The sequence below is a fragment of the Chryseobacterium mucoviscidosis genome, assembly GCF_002177115.1.
Classification (GTDB): Bacteria; Bacteroidota; Bacteroidia; order Flavobacteriales; family Weeksellaceae; genus Chryseobacterium; species Chryseobacterium mucoviscidosis.
Genome location: NZ_MVAG01000114.1, coordinates 163594 through 183008 on the forward strand (window position 1 = coordinate 163594; position 19415 = coordinate 183008).

Below are 19415 nucleotides of genomic sequence, written 5' to 3' on the forward strand. Positions count from 1 at the left end.
AATGACTGAATTAGAAAATGTTTTACAACAAAGAAATATAAAACCTACCGCAATGCGCTTGTTGGTGGCAGAAAAATTGATGCAGCAACAATACGCCATCAGTCATAAAGAATTGGCAGAACAGTTCGAAAATGCAGATAATGTCACTTTGTTTAGAACTTTAAAAACATTTTTAGAGCACAAACTTATCCATACAATCGATGATGGAACGGGTGTTGTAAAATATGCACTTTGCCAATCCGGCTGCAGTTGTAATCCTTCGGAGCAGCACACGCATTTCCATTGCTCACAATGCAAACGAACTTTTTGCCTTACAGATGCAGAAATTCCCAACATCAATATTCCTCTAAACTTCAAATTAGAAGGTATCAATTTGGTGCTTAAAGGAAGGTGTGACAGATGCAATTAAAATAATCTGAAACTTTGCAATCCGATTGCACAAATTATTTTTCTATATTTGTACCCTAATGAAATGGTTTCTCACAATATGGACTTTTTACCTGATGGTACTCGCAGCGTTGCCTTGCAGCGATGCAAGCAATCAGTGTGAAGATACCGTTCCTAAATTTGAAACCGCCCAATCTCACGACCATAACCAGGATAGCGACGACAATTGTAGTCCTTTTTGCTATTGCAGTTGTTGCAGTGTAAGCATCGGGTCTTTTAATTTCAAGCCTTTTGAAATCAAGCAACCTAAACTTGCTTTCGTTACTAAAAAAATCACAATCCGTGATTACACCTTAATTTCCCGCTACCAAGGAAATATCTGGAACCCACCCAAGTTTAATGTTTAATTTTTACAGATTTTCCAAATGCTGTTGATGGCTGATGTTTAGCCTTAACTGATGATGCTCCTGTCATTCATTTTATAATGATATGTGCAATCCATTTAAGTTTTCCTGTTTGTTTCAGATAAATCCATAAAGCTTTTGCTTTTGTGATAATAGGCAAATAGTACGTTTTCCATTCCATAGACATTCATAAATCTGTTGGCTGCTTACCACAAGTGGCAAGTATATTTTTTGTAAAATATTAAACAGAAATACGTGTTAGATAACATTATAAAATTCAGTATCAAGAACAAGCTTGTCGTTGGTATAATGACCTTGTTGCTCATTATTTGGGGAGTGTGGAGCGCCACAAAATTACCCATTGATGCCGTACCCGATATTACTAATAATCAGGTACAAATAATTACGGTTTGTCCCACATTGGCGGGGCAAGAAGTAGAACAATTAGTAACTTTTCCTATTGAACAAAGTATTGCCAATATTCCAGATTTAGAAGAAACACGGAGCATTTCGAGGTTTGGTTTGTCGGTAATTACGGTTGTATTTAAAGACAATGTAGATATTTATTTTGCCCGGCAATTAATCAATGAAAAATTAAAAGAAGCCGAAGAGAAAATCCCGAAAGGAATTGGTACGCCGGAACTGGCTCCCGTAAGTACAGGTTTGGGCGAAGTGTATCAATACATCATCCATCCCAAAAAAGGAAGCGAGAAAAAATACGATGCCAAAGAATTGCGCACAATGCAGGATTGGATTGTAGCCCGACAATTTTACGGAACACCAGGAATTGCCGAAGTCAATAGCTTCGGTGGCGAGCTGAAACAATATGAAGTAGCCGTGAACCCGAACCGCCTTAGAGCAATGGGTGTAAGTGTTACTGATATTTTTACGGCATTAGAAAAAAACAATCAAAATACAGGCGGTGCCTACATTGATAAAAAACCAAATGCTTATTTCATTCGTGGAATTGGCTTGGTTACTTCTTTAGATGATGTAAAAAATATCAGTGTAAAAAATGACGGTGGCAGTATTCCTATTTTTATTAAAGATGTAGCCGATGTAAGATTTGGAAGTGCGGTAAGATATGGCGCAATGACTTATAACGGCGAAGTAGATGCAGTGGGCGGTGTGGTAATGATGCTGAAAGGCGAAAACAGTAACGAGGTTGTCAATCGTATCAAAGAAAAACTACCCGTTATTCAAAAATCTTTACCCGATGATATTATCATTGAACCTTATTTAGACCGCACCGATTTAGTAGGCAGAGCAATGAGTACCGTAGAAAAAAACCTGATAGAGGGTGCATTGATTGTCATCTTTGTATTGGTTATTTTCTTGGGAAATTTCAGAGCGGGATTGATTGTCGCTTCCGCTATTCCTTTAGCGATGCTATTTGCTTTAGCCTTGATGAATGTCTTTGGCGTGAGTGCCAATTTAATGAGTTTGGGTGCGATAGATTTTGGTTTAATTGTAGATGGTGCGGTAATTATTGTAGAAGCCACTTTGCATCATTTGGGTTTAAGAAAATCTAAGCAAAAACTTACACAATTGGAAATGGATAACGAAGTTTTTACATCCGCTTCTAAAATCCGTAGCAGTGCAGCTTTTGGCGAAATCATTATCTTAATCGTTTACATTCCTATCTTGACGTTGGTAGGTGTTGAAGGAAAAATGTTCCGTCCTATGGCGCAAACAGTAGGTTTTGCAATATTTGGCGCATTGATTTTATCCCTTACTTATATTCCGATGATGTGTGCTTTGTTTTTATCTAAAAAGCCGATGCACAAAGAAACCATTTCAGATAAAATGATGAATTGGTTGCAAAAAATGTATCAGCCTTTATTAGAAAAAGCCATCAAAATAAAATATTGGTTAGTGGGCATAACCGTTGCTGTATTTGCTTTTACACTATTTCTATTTGGCAGAATGGGTGGCGAATTTATACCACAATTGCAGGAAGGCGATTTTGCCTTTCACTGCATTTTACCACAAGGAAGTTCATTAAGCCAAAGTATCGAAACATCAATGCAAGCTTCAAGAATTATTAAAGAATTTGATGAAGTAAAAATGGTGGTCGGTAAAACAGGAGCAGCAGAAGTACCCACCGACCCAATGCCACCCGAGGCAACCGATATGATGATTTTGCTGAAACCTCAAAGCGAATGGAAAAGTGGCAGAACTTACGATGAATTAGCAGATGCCATTAATGAAAAATTAGAAGCAATACCTGGAGTATTTTTTGAAAAAAACCAACCGATACAAATGCGTTTCAATGAATTGATGACAGGCATTCGACAAGATGTGGCAGTAAAAATATTCGGAGAAAATTTAGATACATTGGCGTTGAATGCCGATAAAGTAAGCAAAGTTATTCAAACCGTAGAAGGTGCTACAGCTCCACAAGTAGAACGTGTAAGCGGATTACCACAAATTAATGTAGAATATGACCGAACTCGTTTAGCCAATTACGGCATTAATGTAGAAGACGTAAACAACGTTGTAAGTACCGCCTTTGCAGGGAAAAGTGCAGGTGTGGTTTTCGAAAATGAAAGAAGATTTGATTTGGTGGTTCGGTTAGATAGTATTCACAGAAGCAGTATTGAAGATGTAAATAATTTAATGATACCAACTTCCACAGGCAATCAAATTCCGTTATCACAAGTTGCTACGATTGATTATAAATTAGGTCCGGCGCAAATAAGTCGTGAAGCAGGAAAAAGAAGAATTGTAATCGGGTTCAACGTTGCAGGCAGAGATGTGCAAAGTGTGGTTGAAGAAATTCAACAAAAATTAAATGCACAGGTAAAATTACCACCAGGTTATTATTTCACTTACGGCGGTCAGTTTGAAAATCTGAAAGAAGCCAGCAATAGATTAATGATAGCCGTTCCTATTTCCTTGTTATTAATTTTTGTGTTGCTCTATTTCACGTTCCGTTCCTTTAAGCAAGCAGGTTTAATATTTACCGCAATTCCGATGAGCGCCATTGGTGGCGTATTGGCTTTAATGCTTCGTGGAATGCCTTTCAGCATCAGTGCAGGAATTGGTTTTATCGCCTTGTTTGGTGTAGCCGTTCTTAACGGAATTGTATTGATAGGCACTTTCAACCAATTGGAAAAAGAAGGAATAAAAGATGTTTTCAAACGAGTAATCGAAGGAACAAAAATAAGACTTCGACCTGTATTGTTGACGGCAACCGTTGCGAGCTTAGGATTTTTACCGATGGCACTAAGTAGCAGTGCAGGTGCAGAAGTTCAAAAACCTTTAGCAACCGTAGTAATCGGTGGTTTGGTTACGGCAACTTTCCTTACGCTGTTCGTTCTGCCTTTACTCTACATCATTTTCAATTCAAAAATTAATTTAAAAAGAAAACCCAAAGTGAAACCTATTGCAACTATCATTGTATTGCTTCTGTCATTAACAGGCTTTACAGCAAATGCACAAACACAGCATTTATCAAGTGTTGATGATGCGATAAATATTGCGCTTCAAAATAATCAAGCCATTAAAGCTTCAGATTTAGAAATTGATGCCAGCAAAGCGTTGAAAAAAACAGCCGGAGAATTACCTAAGTTGGATATTAATGCACAGTTGGGACAGTACAACAGCACCAAATTCGACCAGTCTTTTCAGGTGTCACAAACCATTCCTTTTCCGTCATTATTCGGAGCAAAAAAGGAGTTGATTAATGCTGAAATTAAAGGTAAAGAATTGCAGAAGAACTTGAGTGTTTTAGAATTAAAAAACCAAGTACGTACTTATTATTATCAAATTTTGTACTTGCAACACAATCAAAAACAACTACAGGAATTAGACAGTTTGTACAACAATTTCATAGGCATTGCAAAGCTTCGTTACAAAACGGGCGATACCAAAAAAGTGGACATCAGTACGGCAGAAGCCAAGAAAGGCGAAATCAATTTGTTATTAAAACAAAATGAAGTTTTCTTAAATAATGCCGTTGCCAATCTGAAAACATTGATGAATACGAAAGAAGATTTTACCATATCAGGAAATGGAAATTTTCAGCCTTTACAAATTTCAAATTTGTTGGATAATGATGCAGTAGCCAATCATCCTGCTATTCAATCTTTGTATCAGGAAGCAGTTATTGCGGAAAAAACCAAAAAAGTAGAACGGGCACAAGGTTTACCCGATTTTACGATTGGGTATGTCAATCAGTCTTTAATTGGTTTTCAAAATGTGAATGGAGCTGAGAAGTTTTTCAATGGCGGAAACCGGTTTAATTCTGTAAACATCGGCATTGCAATTCCCATTACTTACGGTGCTACCAAAGCCAGAATAAAATCTTTGGATTATAGAAAGCAAGCAGCCGAAGCCAATGCACAACAGCAACAGAGAACGTTGGCAACGCAAATGCAAAATGCTTTGTTGCAATACCAGCAGGATATGAAGCAGTTCAATTATTTTCAGCAAGAAGCTTTGCCTAATGCTAAAGAAATTGTTTCAGCAGCACAATTAGGTTACAAAACAGGCGACATCGGTTATGTAGAATATCTTTTTGCCTTGCAAACCGCAACCGATATTCAGTTGAATTACCTCAAAAGTATTCAGCAGGTCAACCAATCTGTAATCAATATTTATTCATTCATCAATCAATAAGTACAAATGAAATTCAATATAAAAAAAATCACGTTGATGACAGCCATAGCTGTTTTACTATTTGCTTTTTCTGCCTGTAAAAATGATAAGAAAGCAGAAGATAAATCTGCCGAAACCAAAACTGCAGGAAAAGAAGAAGCACCACACGAGGAAGAAACGCCAACCATTGCCACACTTACCGAAGAACAAATAAAAACGGTAGGCATACAATTAGGCACCATTGAACACAAGGAATTAACAGCAACCATCAAAGCAAACGGAAATCTGAAAGTTCCCAATAACAATAAAGCCAACGCCACTTCTTTGTATGGCGGTGTGATAAGAACACTGAAAGTTCAAATTGGAGATTATGTAAGAAAAGGTCAGGTTATTGCAACCATTGCCAATCCGCAGTTCATCCAATTGCAGGAAGAATATTTGAGTACAGCAAGCAGAATTACGTTTGCAGAACAGGAATTAGCAAGGCAAAAAGAACTGAATGAAGGCAATGCAGGTGCAAAGAAAAATCTGCAAAGTGCTACTGCCGAATTAAGCAGTTTAAGAACCCGCAGAGCTTCCTTGCAACAGCAGATACAATTAATGGGCATCAATCCAGGTTCGGTATCAAACGGAAATTTAAAATCCGCATTGGTCGTAACCAGTCCGCTGAATGGTACGGTTAGCAACGTTTTTGCCAAAATTGGAAGTTATGTAGATGTTTCTTCGCCGGTTATCGAAATTGTAGATAACAGTTCATTGCATTTAGATTTACAGGTGTTTGAAAAAGATTTACCACAGGTAAAAGTTGGACAAACTATTCATTTTACTTTAACCAATAATCCTACTGCTGAGTATGATGCTACAGTTTTCAGCATTGGTTCATCCTTTGAAAACGAGAGCAAAACCATCGCCGTTCATTGTCGTGTAAATGGTAATAAAAGTGGTTTAATTGATGGAATGAATATCACAGGAATTGTAAGCCTTAATAATGTAACAACGCCTGCTGTACCAACTGATGCGATTGTAAATGCCGATGGCAAATACTACATTTTTGTACAAACCAATAAAGAAGCAGAAGCCCATCACGAAGAAGGCGAAAAAGAAGGCGACCACAAAGAGGGCGAAGAAAAAGACCATAAAGAAGATAAAACTGCTAAGAATTTTGAAAAGGTAGAAGTGCTGAAAGGCGTATCTGATATGGGTTATACACAAATTACTGCATTAAAGGAAATTCCACAGGGTGCAAAAATCGTAACTAAGAATGCTTTTTTCGTTATGGCTAAAATCGTTAATGCAGGAGAAGGAGAACACGGACACTAAAAATTGTATAAATTATGAATGATTTTCTAAGATATTACCTGCCCATTTTCTATGCTCTTGTATTGCTTTTTGCATTTGTAATACCCTCATACCGTACATACAAAAGCACGGGTATTAACCCAATTACTTTTGGAAAAGAACCCAATGCACATAACTATATTAGCAATGTGATGAAAGTATTGTTAGCCGCATTGTTTGTTGTAATACTAATGTACAGCTTTGGGAATATTTATCAATTTACTATCCCTATACCTTATTTACAAAATCTAAATATTCATTTTGTCGGACTAATTCTAATCCACATTTCTTTAATATGGATAATCATTGCGCAAGTGCAAATGAGCAATAGTTGGCGCATTGGTATTGATGAGCAAAACAAAACGGATTTAGTAACCAAAGGGCTGTTTTCTATTAGCAGAAATCCTATTTTTTTGGGAATGATTATTTGTGTGGCAGGATTATTTCTTGTCATTCCCAATGCCGTTTCCTTTTGCATTTTGCTTACTACCTATATTGTTATACACATACAAATAAGGTTAGAAGAAGAATTTCTGAAAAAGCAACACGGTGAGCAATACAAATCCTATCAATCTAAAACAAGAAGATTATTATGAGTACAGAACATAAACATATCTACGATGCCCACGGCAAGCAAATTTGCTGTTCGCCGCAGGAAGCAAAAATAAATGAAAAAGCCGATGAAAAATTGGTGCAGCAGGAAGGTGCCAAAGCCTTACCCGTTATTGAAGAAAAAACAAGAGAGCGCCACTTCAAAGGCGATGGTCATTTTCACGGTACAAGGTTCAAAGAAGAATTAGACCACGACCACAGCAACGAACATTCAGACGATGATGGACACGACCATAGCCACGATGAAAATAAGTCCACCCTTCAAATGTTCTTGCCTGCAATCATTTCATTCGTGCTATTGATGATTGCTATTGCTTTTGATAATTGGCTACCGCAATCCTGGTTTACAGGTTGGGTAAGAATTATTTGGTATGCAATAGCCTATTTACCTGTTGGATTTCCTGTAATTAAAGAAGCATTTGAGAGCATCCGCAAAAGCGATGTATTTTCAGAGTTTTTATTGATGAGCATTGCCACTATCGGAGCTTTCGCCATTGGCGAATATCCCGAAGGTGTTGCCGTTATGCTGTTTTACGCCGTTGGCGAAGTGTTCCAAACATTAGCCGTAACAAGAGCCAAAGCCAACATTAAAACCCTGCTCGACCAAAGACCCGATGAAGTAACGATTTTAGAAAATAACCAACCTAAAACTGTAAAAGCAGCAACTGTAAGCATCGGCAATATCATTCAATTAAAACCCGGAGAGAAATTAGGATTAGATGGCGAATTATTATCCGAAACGGCAGCATTCAACACCGCAGCATTAACTGGCGAAAGCAAACCCGACACCAAAACCAAAGGCGAAACTGTTTTAGCAGGAATGATAAATTTAAACACAGTTGCACAGGTAAAAGTAACCACGGCATATACCGATAGCAAGCTTTCAAAGATTTTGGAATTGGTTCAGAATGCTACTGCACAAAAAGCACCAACAGAGTTATTCATCAGAAAATTCGCAAAAATCTATACACCAATTGTTGTGTTATTAGCAGTGCTTATTACTGTTGTTCCTTACTTTTTTGTTGATAATTATTTGTTCAGTCAATGGTTATACAGAGCATTAGTGTTTTTGGTTATTTCTTGTCCGTGTGCTTTGGTTATCAGTATTCCTTTAGGGTATTTTGGTGGAATTGGTGCCGCTTCAAAAAATGGGATTTTATTCAAAGGAAGTAACTTTTTAGATGTGATTGCAGGTATTCAGAATGTTGTGATGGATAAAACCGGAACAATGACCGAAGGCGTTTTCAAAGTACAGGAAGTTAATTTGAAACCTGAATTAAATAAAGACGAAATTCTGAAATTGGTAAATGCCTTAGAAAGTCAAAGTACACATCCTGTTGCCACAGCCATTCATCAATATGTAGGAGAAATTGACAATTCCCTAAAATTAGAAAACACAGAAGAAATAGCAGGTCACGGTTTAAAAGCCAACGTAAACGGAAAAGAATTATTGGTAGGTAATTTCAAATTGATGGACAAGTTCAATATCAGTTATGATTTAGACCCAAGTACGATTGTTTACACTTTAATCGCCATTGCTTACGATGGAAAATTTGCAGGCTACATTACCATTGCCGACAGTATTAAAGAAGATGCACAGATTACAATTGACAAACTAAAAGCATTAGGCGTAAAAACTACAATGTTGAGCGGAGATAAAAGCACCGTGGTAAAATTTGTTGCCGATAAATTAGGAATTAATAATGCCTTTGGCGATTTATTGCCGGAAGACAAAGTAAATAAAGTAAAAGAAATCAAAGCCAAAAACGAAACCGTAGCATTTGTTGGCGATGGCGTGAATGATGCGCCTGTAGTAGCTTTGAGCGATGTAGGAATTGCAATGGGTGGTTTAGGAAGCGATGCCACTATTGAAACTGCAGATGTTGTAATTCAGGATGATAAACCAAGTAAAATCCCAATGGCAATCAATATCGGAAAGCAAACCAAGAAAATAGTTTGGCAGAATATCATTTTAGCATTTGGTGTAAAAGCTGTCGTTCTCGTTTTAGGAGCAGGTGGTTTAGCCACAATGTGGGAAGCTGTTTTTGCAGATGTAGGTGTAGCATTATTGGCAATTTTGAATGCTGTAAGAATACAGAGGATGAAATTTTAGAATTAAGCTTATTCTAATAATGAATAAAACTAACAATGCATAGGAAAGGCAAAAGTTATCAAAAAGTACCTCCGTACAAAAGATACAAAGCTTCTAAACCCTCAAATGGTAATTTGTTGAAGTCGAAAAAACCTTCGCTCTTTATGATACTTTTTGGGATATTTTTAGCTGTGTGCCTTATTGCTTTGATATACATAAAAATTAGACACTATTATATCTATCACTATCACTAAAAGTGGAATTATAAGTTATCAAGCAAAAACCAAAGTTTCAAAAGAGAAGCCTGAAAATGTAAATTCTTTTCAAATATTACAGTATTTAGGCTTCTCAATTATTTTTTTAATAGATTTAAGATAAGGAATGGACAAATTCTACAAAGAAACACTCTCTAAACTGGAATTAGAAATTAGCGAATTGGAGGTTGAAGTCGATTGCTCCTTACAACGTATTGAAGCTGCCATACACCTTATTCTCGAATGCCTTTCGGAATTAAAGGAATACGTTTTGAAAAAAGGATTTAAGAATACTAATGAAGAAATCCGCTTTTTCAAATATCAGAAACCTGTTATTGTTTCAAAGCTCATCTACTACAACGCCATTTATAAAATAGAAACGAGAAGACCGTATGGGAATAAGCGCATCAGGAAATATTTTATCAAAGAACTGAAAAAGCTAAAAAGGTTCTTTGATAACAACCTTGATTTTTATAAGTATTACCGAAGCAATAATTCTTTTGTGGATGAAAAAATATTTGTACGGGGAAAACACGATATAAGGCTATGGTTAGATACCTTTTATTTTGAGGCAGACCATACTTTTTCTACTTCGCACGATTATAAGGTTGCCAAGATAATTGCCAATGATCTGATACAGGTTTATTTGGAAGACAAGTTGAATAACCTTAATCTAAAAAAGACTTCAGAAAATTCGTTGAAATGGACGGCAAGCAAAACAGCACTGACGGAACTTATTTATGCACTATATTCCCAAAGTGTATTTAACAATGGGAATACAGACATAAAATTGATTGCTAAAGCATTTGAAGATGCCTTTAATATTGAATTAGGTGATTTCTATCACACGTTTATGGAACTGAAAGCCCGCAAAATAAACCGAACGAAATTCCTTGACAATCTATGTGAAGCACTGATTAAAAAAATGGACGAACAAGACGAAAAACAGTAAACATATATGTACAACGCCTTTATTCCTCGTGACAAGAAGTCAAAGTAATTAAACTTAAATCGTAAATTTGTTTATTGCTTTTATATTAAATACAAAATGTGGGCAGAGAATAAATATGAATACACTCTTTATAAAAAATATGGTCTGTAACCGCTGCATTATAGTGGTGCAAAATGAATTGGAAAAACTCGGTTTAGGCATTAAGAATATAAAATTGGGCGAAGTAACCTTAGCACAAGAGATAACCCCTACAAAAAAAGATGCTTTGGTAAAAACTTTAGAGCCATTGGGATTTGAGATAATTGACGATAAAAAAAGTAGGATAATAGAGAAGATAAAGAACACTATCATTGACTTGGTACACCATCAAGATAATGATGTAAAAATCAATCTTTCAGATGTATTGAGCGATAAATTGCATCACGATTATAATTACCTGTCCAATCTGTTTTCAGAGGTAGAGGGTACTACTATTGAAAAATACTTTATTGCCCAAAAGGTTGAAAAAGTAAAAGAATTGCTGGTGTACGATGAGTTGTCTTTGAGTGAAATTGCTTTTCGTCTGAACTATTCGAGTGTATCCTACCTAAGCAATCAATTCAAAAAAGTAACAGGACTGACACCGAGCTATTTCAAACAGATAAAAGAAGATAAAAGAAAGCCATTGGATAAAGTGTAAATAAATTTTACAAATCAATTCCAAAATTTCACAATAGCACCCGTTGATATAATAGCCAATTTTGCATTGTTAATTAAAGCAAGCAGAATATGGCAACTAATAATAAAGAAACAATATACATTCCATTGGAGGATGTGGAAAGCGAACATTGTGCATTAATCGTTGAAAAAGGGTTGACACAAGTAAAAGGCATAGAAACCCACAAAGTAGAGCTAAATAACCGCAGGGCAGCTATTACAGTAGATAGCAATGAAACAGTAGGCGAAGCTGTTAAGGCAATTAAAGATTTAGGTTACGGAGTTCCTACGGTTAAAAGTGCTTTTCCGGTATTGGGCATGACCTGCGCATCCTGTGCGGGCAGTGCCGAAAGCATTGTTAAATACCAATCGGGAGTAGTTGATGCTTCCGTGAATTTTGCAACGGGTAATCTTACGGTAGAATATCTACCAAACATGACCAATGCTTCAACGCTGCAAAAAGCAGTACAAGGAGTTGGTTATGACTTATTGATTGAAGACGAAACCACACAGCAGGAAACGTTAGAAGCTATTCACACCGAGAAATTCAGGAAACTCAAAAACAAAACCATTTGGGCAATCATCCTCTCTTTGCCTGTGGTGGTAATCGGTATGTTCTTTATGGATATGCCTTATGCAAACCTGATAATGTGGCTTTTCTCAACTCCGGTACTTGTCTGGTTAGGAAAAGACTTTTTTATCAATGCGTGGAAGCAGGCAAAACATCGTTCTGCCAATATGGATACACTGGTTGCATTAAGTACTGGTATTGCTTACCTGTTCAGTGTATTCAATATGTTATTTGCAGACTTTTGGCATCAAAGAGGGCTACACTCTCACGTTTATTTTGAAGCCGCTGCCGTAATTATCGCATTTATCCTCTTGGGGAAACTGTTAGAGGAAAGAGCCAAAGGTAATACATCTTCAGCCATTAAAAAGCTAATGGGCTTACAGCCTAAAACGGTTATTGTGATAGAAGCTGATGGCACAGAAAGACAGAAGGCTATTGAAGATGTAAGTGCAGGTGATATTATACTCGTAAAGCCCGGCGAAAAAATTGCGGTGGATGGTATGGTAACATCAGGTAATTCCTATGTGGACGAAAGTATGCTAAGCGGTGAGCCTGTGCCTGTGTTGAAAAAGGAAAATGAAAAGGTATTTGCCGGAACGATTAACCAAAAAGGCAGCTTTCAATTCAAAGCGGTGAAAGTTGGCAAAGAAACCATGCTTGCACACATCATCAAAATGGTACAGGATGCACAGGGAAGCAAAGCTCCAGTACAGAAGCTGGTAGATAAGATTGCAGGCATCTTTGTTCCGGTAGTAATGGGTATTGCTATCCTTACATTTATCTTATGGTTGGTGTTAGGGGGCGAAAACGGAGTTGTGCAAGGCTTGCTGGCAGCCGTTACGGTATTGGTTATTGCCTGCCCTTGTGCTTTAGGCTTAGCGACCCCGACCGCCATTATGGTAGGCGTTGGCAAAGGTGCTGAAAACGGTATTTTGATTAAGGATGCGGAAAGCCTTGAACTGGCTAAAAAGATAAACGCAATTGTATTGGATAAAACCGGAACCATTACCGAGGGAAGACCACAAGTAACAGATATTGCCTGGCTGAACAATGACGATATGACCAAAAATATTTTATTAAGCATCGAAAAGCAATCGGAACATCCATTAGCGGAAGCAGTAGTAAAACATTTGAACGGAGCAGGAAACGCAACTTTATCATTGTTCGACAGCATTACAGGTAAAGGCGCAAAAGCAGACCATAACAACGAAACCTATTATGTAGGAAATAAAAAGCTATTGGCAGAAAACAACATCGCTATTGCTGACGAATTACAAAACAAAGCCGAAGAATGGGGCAAACAATCCCAAACCGTTATTTGGTTTGCAAACGGCAAACAGGCTCTGTCTGTAATTGCCATTTCCGATAAGATTAAAGAAACATCGGTGCAAGCTATCCGGGAAATGCAGGATATGGGTATAGACCTGTATATGCTGACCGGAGATAATGAAGCAACCGCCAAAGCCATTGCTGCGCATACTGGCATTAAACATTACAGAGCCGAGGTATTACCACAGCATAAAGCCGATTTTGTGAAAGAGCTACAAAGCAAAGGTAAAATAGTGGCAATGGTAGGTGATGGTATCAACGATAGCACCGCATTGGCAACAGCCGATGTAAGTATCGCAATGGGCAAAGGTTCGGACATCGCAATGGAGGTAGCCAAAATGACCATCATTTCATCAGACCTTACCAAGATACCACAGGCAATACGATTGTCAAAACAGACCGTAGCCACCATTAAGCAAAACCTGTTTTGGGCGTTTATTTACAACCTAATCGGTATTCCGGTGGCAGCGGGCATCCTTTACCCAATTAACGGCTTCTTGCTAAACCCGATGATAGCGGGCGCAGCAATGGCGTTGAGCAGCGTGAGCGTGGTAAGTAACAGCCTGCGGTTGAAGTGGAAGAAGTAAAACAGTAAAAATCACAAATCAAATAAGAAATTACACAACAATTCTGAACCAAATAGCACTGAAATTTGCATTATCAATAACTCTTAAATTTATTAGCAATGGAAAATAAACAATTTCAATTCAAGACAAACATTAATTGCGGCGGTTGTATCGCATCTGTAAAACCACACTTGGACAAGGCAGAGGGCATCTGCCATTGGGACGTGGACACCAACAATAAGGACAAGGTGCTTACCGTGAAGTCCGAGGGAATTACCGAGCAAGAAGTAATATCCACTGTGCAAAAGGCAGGCTTCAAAATAGAGCCTTTGAACGTCTAATCCAAAGTCTTTTAAAATGCCCTTTTCTGACCGAACTTTTACAAGGGTAGGCTTTCAGGAAAGGGTATTTTATCAATTCTGAAAAAAGACTGAAAGGCTATTGCGGATGTAGTATTTTTTGTTTATATAGCAAAAAAAAGGCAAAACGATAAAAAAACCAATCTTATTTGTAACTTTGTAGCGTTGAAAAATTTGAGAATACATATAAGCATTTTAACACTTTTCTTTTTGGGTTTCTTCCTGATGCCCAATCAGAGTTATGCTTGTTCCAAAAAATCAACACAAACCGAGCAGTCTTCCTGCTCAAAAGAAAAATCCAAAAAATCAGAACATAAAAAAGGTTGCAAGGGCAAATCCTGTAAAAAATGCAAAAGTGACAATTGCGGGGGCGGTTGTTCACACAGCTCTTGCAGGTGCGGTGCTTCAATCACTTCTTTAAGTTTACCAGTTATAATCGAATTAAAAGCAAAAAATCAATTTGCAGCAAGTAAAAAGCAAAAATTCGGTTTCAAAGAAGCCTATTATTCTTCGGGCTTTTTCTCCATTTGGCTACCGCCTAAAATAAGCTAAAACTATGGCCTGATAGCCATAGGTGTGTCCTGTCAGAAGCTGTTCCGGCTTTTGCAAATCCCCTATTTGTATCATTTACTTAAAATTTAAAACAGAAACGGGTTTATCAATCCCCCGTTTCTCAAAATGTAATTATTATGAAATCATTATCAAAAATAGTGATGGTAATCGCCGTGTTACTATCATCAATAAACGGCTTCGCACAAATCAAGAATGCGAAAACAGAAACCGTAAAGATTTACGGCAATTGTGGTATGTGCAAAACCACCATCGAAAAAGCAGGTAACGTAAAAAAGGTAGCCAGCGTGGACTGGAACAAAGATACCAAGATGGCTACGCTCACCTATGACGGCGACAAAACAAATCAGGATGAAATCCTGAAACGTATTGCTTTGGCTGGTTATGACAGTGAGAAGTTCCGTGCGCCGGATGACGTATATGCTAAACTGGCTGGTTGCTGCCAGTATGATAGACCCGTGAAGACGGTTGCCAAAAACAAAGAGGCTGGCATGGACATGAATGCCGGACATGGCAATCACGACCATAGCCAAATGGCAGCTAATAAAGATGCAGCTCAAAACCAATCACAGCTAAAAGCTGTATTTGACAACTACTTTTCAGTGAAAGACGCTTTGATAAAAACCGATGCGGCGACCGCATCTGCCAAAGCCGCTGAATTGGCTGCATCCCTTAAAGCAGTCGATATGAACAAGCTATCGGCAGAGGAACATACGGCTTGGATGAAAGTGATGCAGGATTTGACGGCCAATGCGGAAAGCATTTCAAAATCAAAAGATGTTGCAAAACAAAGAAGTTCTTTTGCGGCACTTTCGGAAAGCATCTACACACTTGCCAAAGTTTCTAAACAGGACACCCCCATTTATTACCAGCACTGCCCTATGTACAACGGAGGTAAGGGAGCCAATTGGCTAAGTAAAGAGAATGCGGTTAAAAATCCATATTACGGCTCACAGATGCTCACCTGCGGAAGTACGGTCGAAACCATTAAATAACAGGTCTGAAAGCTATGGTACAGTACAATGACATGGTGCAGGCGCTTAAAGACCTAAGACAACGTGGGTACAGTATGGACTTTAGTCTGTTGCCGGACTGTCTGTACTGTACGTCAAGGAGCCTGAAACTAAAACCGGAGGATTTTACGGTTACGGAAACTCATAGGTTTGAAAGCCTCGACAGCAGTCCTGATAACAATGCCGTAATTTATGCCATATCGTCTAATGATAGTAAGAATAAAGGCGTACTTGTTGATGCCTATGGTACTTATGCCGAAGAAATGACCCATGAGATGGCAAAAAAATTAAGTGCAACATAACTTTTAAAACCCCTTGTTATGAAAAAATATACTTGTCCTATGCACCCACAGGTGCTAAAAGACGAACCGGGCAAATGCCCGCTCTGTGGCATGGCATTGGTTCCCGTTGGCGGTGCGTCAGTTTCTCATGAACACACATCAGAACATGGGCATTCCGGGCATTCTCAACATGGCCATGCTGACGAAAACTTTAATAAACATGAGGGACATCATACAGGTGATTTCCTCACTCGTTTTTGGATAAGCCTTGTCATTACAATCCCTATACTGCTCCTGTCGCACATGATACAGCAATGGTTAGGTTTCTCGCTTGCTTTCAATGGCGATAAATATGTGTTGCTGGCATTGGGTACGGTGATTTATTGCTATGGAGGCTTACCATTCCTAAAGGGAATGATTGGCGAGGTGAAAGCCAAAGCCATAGGGATGATGACACTTGTTGCTATCGCCATATCCGTAGCCTATGTCTATTCCGTAGCCGTTGTATTTGGCTTGCAGGGTATGGATTTCTTTTGGGAACTGGCAACCCTAATTGACATCATGCTGTTAGGGCATTGGCTGGAAATGCGTTCCCAAATGGCTGCTTCACGGGCATTACAGTCATTGGTAGCGTTACTGCCCAACGATGTTACCGTGGAACGAGGCGGAGAAGCTGTAAAGATAAAGCTCGAAGACCTGCAAAGCGGTGAAACGGCTATCATAAAACCGGGTGAAAAAATTCCAGCCGACGGATTGGTTCTGGATGGGCTTTCATATATCAACGAGAGTATGCTTACCGGAGAAAGTGTTCCCGTAAAAAAGGAAAAGGACGGAAAGGTCATCGCAGGCTCTATCAATGGCGATGGTGCGCTGAAAGTTAAGGTAACAGCCGTTGGAAAAGACAGCTACCTGAACAGGGTTATCAATCTTGTGCAGGAGGCACAAGCTACTAAGTCCAATACGCAAAACCTTGCGGACAAAGTTGCCAAATGGCTCACCTTTATTGCCATTGCCGTGGGCATAGGCACATTTGCCTATTGGTATGCAAGCAGTGGAGATATTGCCTTTGCGCTTGAAAGAATGGTGACGGTAATGGTAACGGCCTGCCCGCACGCATTGGGCGTGGCTATCCCGTTGGTGGTCGCCATTTCCACAACGCTATCGGCGACCAATGGTCTGCTCATCCGCAACCGCACAGCATTTGAAACCACCCGTAAGCTATCTACCATCATTTTTGACAAAACCGGAACGCTCACCAAAGGTTCCCATGCCGTGGAAAAGGTTATTCCCTTTACGGACGAATACAATGCCGATGCAGTTATCCAGTATGCTGCCGCAGTACAGCAAAATTCGGAACACCATATCGCAAAAGGCATTATGGCTACATTGAAAGAAAAGAGGCTTGCGTTATGGAAGTCTGAAAACTTTAGCTATATGCAGGGTATAGGTGTAAAAGGTGTTGTAAACGGAAAGAGTGTTGTAGCTGGTGGCCCGAATTACTTCACCGAAAACCACCTTTCTTTGCCGGAAATTCCAACCGAAATTAATCAGGAAGCCGAAACAGTAAACTTTGTTCTCATTGATGACCGGGTAATCGGCCTCATTACTTTGGCAGACAGCATCCGTGAGGGGTCGGCACAGGCGATTGAGGAACTCAAAAAAATGGGCATCAAGTCCTTTCTGCTCACGGGGGATAACGACAGGATTGCTGCTGCCGTAGCCGGAAAATTGGGTATGGACGGGTATTTGGCCAATGTGCTTCCGCATAACAAGCAGGAGAAAGTAAAGGAGTTTCAGGCAAAAGGCGAAATCGTAGCAATGACTGGTGATGGTGTAAATGATGCACCTGCACTGGCACAGGCAGATGTTGGAATTGCCGTGGGTTCCGGTACGGACGTGGCTGCCGAAACAGCGGATATCATATTGGTAGACAGTGACCCGAGGGATGTGGTCAAACTGATTGACTTCGGCAAACTTACCTACAAAAAGATGGTACAGAACCTGATATGGGCGGTTGGCTACAACGTGGTGGCAATACCGCTTGCGGCAGGCGTACTCTATCCGAATTTTGTTTTAAGTCCCGCTATGGGTGCTGTGCTGATGAGTGTAAGCACCATTGTAGTGGCTATTAACGCAAGTTTTTTAAAAATCAAAAAATAAATAAAAATGAAAAATCTAACATTATCAATCATTGCTGTTATCATGGCATTTGTAACAGTATCATGCAATCAGGCATCCAACAAAAACGAGCAGTCTTCAAGTGATACTGCTGTGGTATCACAAGAACAGCCAGCTTCCCAACCAAAAGAGGATGATACGGTAGCTGCGCCCGCTGTGAGCGAAACACCGAGCGGTCAGGAAGCAATAGCAACAGGAAAAGAAGAAACAAAAAACTTTTCTATTGCGCCCATAGTTACCGATTATCTGTCCTTAAAGAACGCCCTTGTTTCGGACGATGACAAAGCTGCCGCCAGTTCAGGGAAAAAGCTGTTAGCTACCCTGAATAAAGTGGACATGAAAGCCGTTCCTGCTGATAAGCACAAAAAGTACATGGACATAGCGGACGATGCTAAAGAACACGCAGAACATATCGGGGAAAATGTCGGCAACATCCACCACCAGCGGGAACATTTGGCCTCGCTTGGCGAAGATTTGAAAGACCTGATTGATTTGTTCGGTACATCGCAAACATTGTATCAGGACCATTGCCCGATGTTCAATGACGGTAAGGGTGCTGTTTGGTTCAGCGAAAACAAGGAAATCAAAAACCCTTACTACGGTTCTAAAATGCTGACCTGCGGTAAGGTGGAAAAAACAATTAACAGCAAATAAATTTCGGGTTATGGAAAATATGCAAAACAATCACAATGCGGGTCATGCCTCGGAGCATGGCACGCACAATCCAAAACATGCTTCGGGCATGTACAAACGCTTTGCGGTGATGGCTGTCGCCATGTTCGCAGTGATGTATTTTATCATGTACGCCATGATTGACGAGTGGCAGAACCTGATACCCAATATCAATAACCTGTACATGACCCTGCTGATGACCTCGGCAATGCTGCTTATCGAATTAGCGATAATGAAAGTGATGTACCCCAACAGGAAGATGAATTGGGCGATAGCCATCATCTCGGTTGCCGTTGGCATCTTTTCATGGTTTGGTATCAGGGAACAAATCAATGTCGGGGACAAGCAGTTTGCAAAGGGTATGATACCCCATCACGCAGCAGCCATATTGATGTCCGAAAAGGCACACCTGACCGACCCGGAACTGATAGAGCTGCAAAAAAACATACTTAAAACCCAAGCGGAAGAAATTGAACTGATGAAGCGCAAGCTAAAAGAGTTTGAAGAAAGTAAATAATAAAATTTAAAAAACAGTTTCG

At 39.3% G+C, this 19415-nt stretch carries 16 protein-coding genes; all 16 read left to right on the forward strand.

The genetic code is table 11. From position 1 onward, the window contains the following. Nucleotide 1 precedes the first annotated feature (1 nt). The 16 genes from B0E34_RS10395 to B0E34_RS10470 all read left to right on the forward strand — a co-directional run bounded on the left by B0E34_RS10395 (nucleotide 2) and on the right by B0E34_RS10470 (nucleotide 19393). Nucleotides 2-409, forward strand: coding sequence for a Fur family transcriptional regulator (locus tag B0E34_RS10395; protein ID WP_084019000.1), 408 nt, complete (start codon nucleotides 2-4; stop codon nucleotides 407-409). 58 nt (nucleotides 410-467) lie between these two features. Beyond that, on the forward strand, nucleotides 468-794 hold the full coding sequence (locus tag B0E34_RS21990) for a DUF6660 family protein (RefSeq protein WP_084018999.1): 327 nt from the start codon (nucleotides 468-470) through the stop codon (nucleotides 792-794). A 252-nt stretch (nucleotides 795-1046) separates the two neighbouring features. Next, nucleotides 1047-5414 carry a CusA/CzcA family heavy metal efflux RND transporter gene (locus tag B0E34_RS10405; protein ID WP_087709267.1) on the forward strand — a complete coding sequence of 1456 codons (4368 nt, stop codon included), beginning with the start codon at nucleotides 1047-1049 and terminating at the stop codon, nucleotides 5412-5414. 6 nt (nucleotides 5415-5420) lie between these two features. Beyond that, nucleotides 5421-6713, forward strand: a complete 1293-nt coding sequence (locus tag B0E34_RS10410; RefSeq protein ID WP_072885934.1) for an efflux RND transporter periplasmic adaptor subunit — start codon at nucleotides 5421-5423, stop codon at nucleotides 6711-6713. A 14-nt stretch (nucleotides 6714-6727) separates the two neighbouring features. After that, nucleotides 6728-7327: a methyltransferase family protein gene (locus B0E34_RS10415; RefSeq protein ID WP_072885935.1), complete on the forward strand. Its 600-nt coding sequence runs from the start codon at nucleotides 6728-6730 to the stop codon at nucleotides 7325-7327. Continuing rightward, on the forward strand, nucleotides 7324-9456 hold the full coding sequence (locus B0E34_RS10420) for a heavy metal translocating P-type ATPase (RefSeq protein ID WP_087709269.1): 2133 nt from the start codon (nucleotides 7324-7326) through the stop codon (nucleotides 9454-9456). Before B0E34_RS10415 ends, B0E34_RS10420 begins: the two co-directional genes overlap by 4 nt. 360 nt (nucleotides 9457-9816) lie before the next feature. After that, nucleotides 9817-10641, forward strand: a complete 825-nt coding sequence (locus B0E34_RS10425; RefSeq protein WP_084018995.1) for an RteC domain-containing protein — start codon at nucleotides 9817-9819, stop codon at nucleotides 10639-10641. 115 nt (nucleotides 10642-10756) lie between these two features. Further along, nucleotides 10757-11320 carry a helix-turn-helix domain-containing protein gene (locus B0E34_RS10430; protein WP_070566701.1) on the forward strand — a complete coding sequence of 188 codons (564 nt, stop codon included), beginning with the start codon at nucleotides 10757-10759 and terminating at the stop codon, nucleotides 11318-11320. Between the two features lie 89 nt (nucleotides 11321-11409). After that, nucleotides 11410-13824: a heavy metal translocating P-type ATPase gene (locus B0E34_RS10435; RefSeq protein WP_084018994.1), complete on the forward strand. Its 2415-nt coding sequence runs from the start codon at nucleotides 11410-11412 to the stop codon at nucleotides 13822-13824. Between the two features lie 98 nt (nucleotides 13825-13922). Beyond that, complete coding sequence (locus tag B0E34_RS10440) at nucleotides 13923-14144, forward strand: heavy-metal-associated domain-containing protein (RefSeq protein WP_084018993.1); 222 nt, start codon at nucleotides 13923-13925, stop codon at nucleotides 14142-14144. Nucleotides 14145-14403: 259 nt separating this feature from the next. After that, nucleotides 14404-14583 (forward strand): hypothetical protein, encoded by a 180-nt coding sequence (locus tag B0E34_RS10445; RefSeq protein ID WP_084018992.1) that lies wholly within the window; start codon nucleotides 14404-14406, stop codon nucleotides 14581-14583. Nucleotides 14584-14851: 268 nt separating this feature from the next. After that, nucleotides 14852-15727: a DUF3347 domain-containing protein gene (locus B0E34_RS10450; RefSeq protein ID WP_084018991.1), complete on the forward strand. Its 876-nt coding sequence runs from the start codon at nucleotides 14852-14854 to the stop codon at nucleotides 15725-15727. A 74-nt stretch (nucleotides 15728-15801) separates the two neighbouring features. Beyond that, nucleotides 15802-16047 carry a phosphoribosylpyrophosphate synthetase gene (locus tag B0E34_RS10455; RefSeq protein WP_228423053.1) on the forward strand — a complete coding sequence of 82 codons (246 nt, stop codon included), beginning with the start codon at nucleotides 15802-15804 and terminating at the stop codon, nucleotides 16045-16047. A gap of 18 nt (nucleotides 16048-16065) precedes the next feature. Then, nucleotides 16066-18186: a heavy metal translocating P-type ATPase gene (locus B0E34_RS10460; RefSeq protein WP_084018990.1), complete on the forward strand. Its 2121-nt coding sequence runs from the start codon at nucleotides 16066-16068 to the stop codon at nucleotides 18184-18186. A gap of 6 nt (nucleotides 18187-18192) precedes the next feature. Beyond that, on the forward strand, nucleotides 18193-18858 hold the full coding sequence (locus B0E34_RS10465; protein WP_084018988.1) for a DUF3347 domain-containing protein: 666 nt from the start codon (nucleotides 18193-18195) through the stop codon (nucleotides 18856-18858). 10 nt (nucleotides 18859-18868) lie between these two features. Next, complete coding sequence (locus B0E34_RS10470) at nucleotides 18869-19393, forward strand: DUF305 domain-containing protein (RefSeq protein ID WP_084018986.1); 525 nt, start codon at nucleotides 18869-18871, stop codon at nucleotides 19391-19393. The last annotated feature ends 22 nt before the right edge of the window (nucleotides 19394-19415 follow it).

Excerpts from the sequence above, each read along its gene's own strand:
- B0E34_RS10420 (WP_087709269.1), top strand. The coding sequence starts at position 7,324 with ATGAGTACAGAACATAAACATATCTACGATGCCCACGGCAAGCAAATT.
- B0E34_RS10455 (WP_228423053.1), top strand. The coding sequence starts at position 15,802 with ATGGACTTTAGTCTGTTGCCGGACTGTCTGTACTGTACGTCAAGGAGC.
- B0E34_RS10415 (WP_072885935.1), top strand. The coding sequence starts at position 6,728 with ATGAATGATTTTCTAAGATATTACCTGCCCATTTTCTATGCTCTTGTA.
- B0E34_RS10470 (WP_084018986.1), top strand. The coding sequence starts at position 18,869 with ATGGAAAATATGCAAAACAATCACAATGCGGGTCATGCCTCGGAGCAT.
- B0E34_RS10465 (WP_084018988.1), top strand. The coding sequence starts at position 18,193 with ATGAAAAATCTAACATTATCAATCATTGCTGTTATCATGGCATTTGTA.
- B0E34_RS21990 (WP_084018999.1), top strand. The coding sequence starts at position 468 with ATGAAATGGTTTCTCACAATATGGACTTTTTACCTGATGGTACTCGCA.
- B0E34_RS10395 (WP_084019000.1), top strand. The coding sequence starts at position 2 with ATGACTGAATTAGAAAATGTTTTACAACAAAGAAATATAAAACCTACC.
- B0E34_RS10425 (WP_084018995.1), top strand. The coding sequence starts at position 9,817 with ATGGACAAATTCTACAAAGAAACACTCTCTAAACTGGAATTAGAAATT.
- B0E34_RS10410 (WP_072885934.1), top strand. The coding sequence starts at position 5,421 with ATGAAATTCAATATAAAAAAAATCACGTTGATGACAGCCATAGCTGTT.
- B0E34_RS10435 (WP_084018994.1), top strand. The coding sequence starts at position 11,410 with ATGGCAACTAATAATAAAGAAACAATATACATTCCATTGGAGGATGTG.
- B0E34_RS10430 (WP_070566701.1), top strand. The coding sequence starts at position 10,757 with ATGAATACACTCTTTATAAAAAATATGGTCTGTAACCGCTGCATTATA.
- B0E34_RS10440 (WP_084018993.1), top strand. The coding sequence starts at position 13,923 with ATGGAAAATAAACAATTTCAATTCAAGACAAACATTAATTGCGGCGGT.
- B0E34_RS10445 (WP_084018992.1), top strand. The coding sequence starts at position 14,404 with ATGCTTGTTCCAAAAAATCAACACAAACCGAGCAGTCTTCCTGCTCAA.
- B0E34_RS10450 (WP_084018991.1), top strand. The coding sequence starts at position 14,852 with ATGAAATCATTATCAAAAATAGTGATGGTAATCGCCGTGTTACTATCA.
- B0E34_RS10460 (WP_084018990.1), top strand. The coding sequence starts at position 16,066 with ATGAAAAAATATACTTGTCCTATGCACCCACAGGTGCTAAAAGACGAA.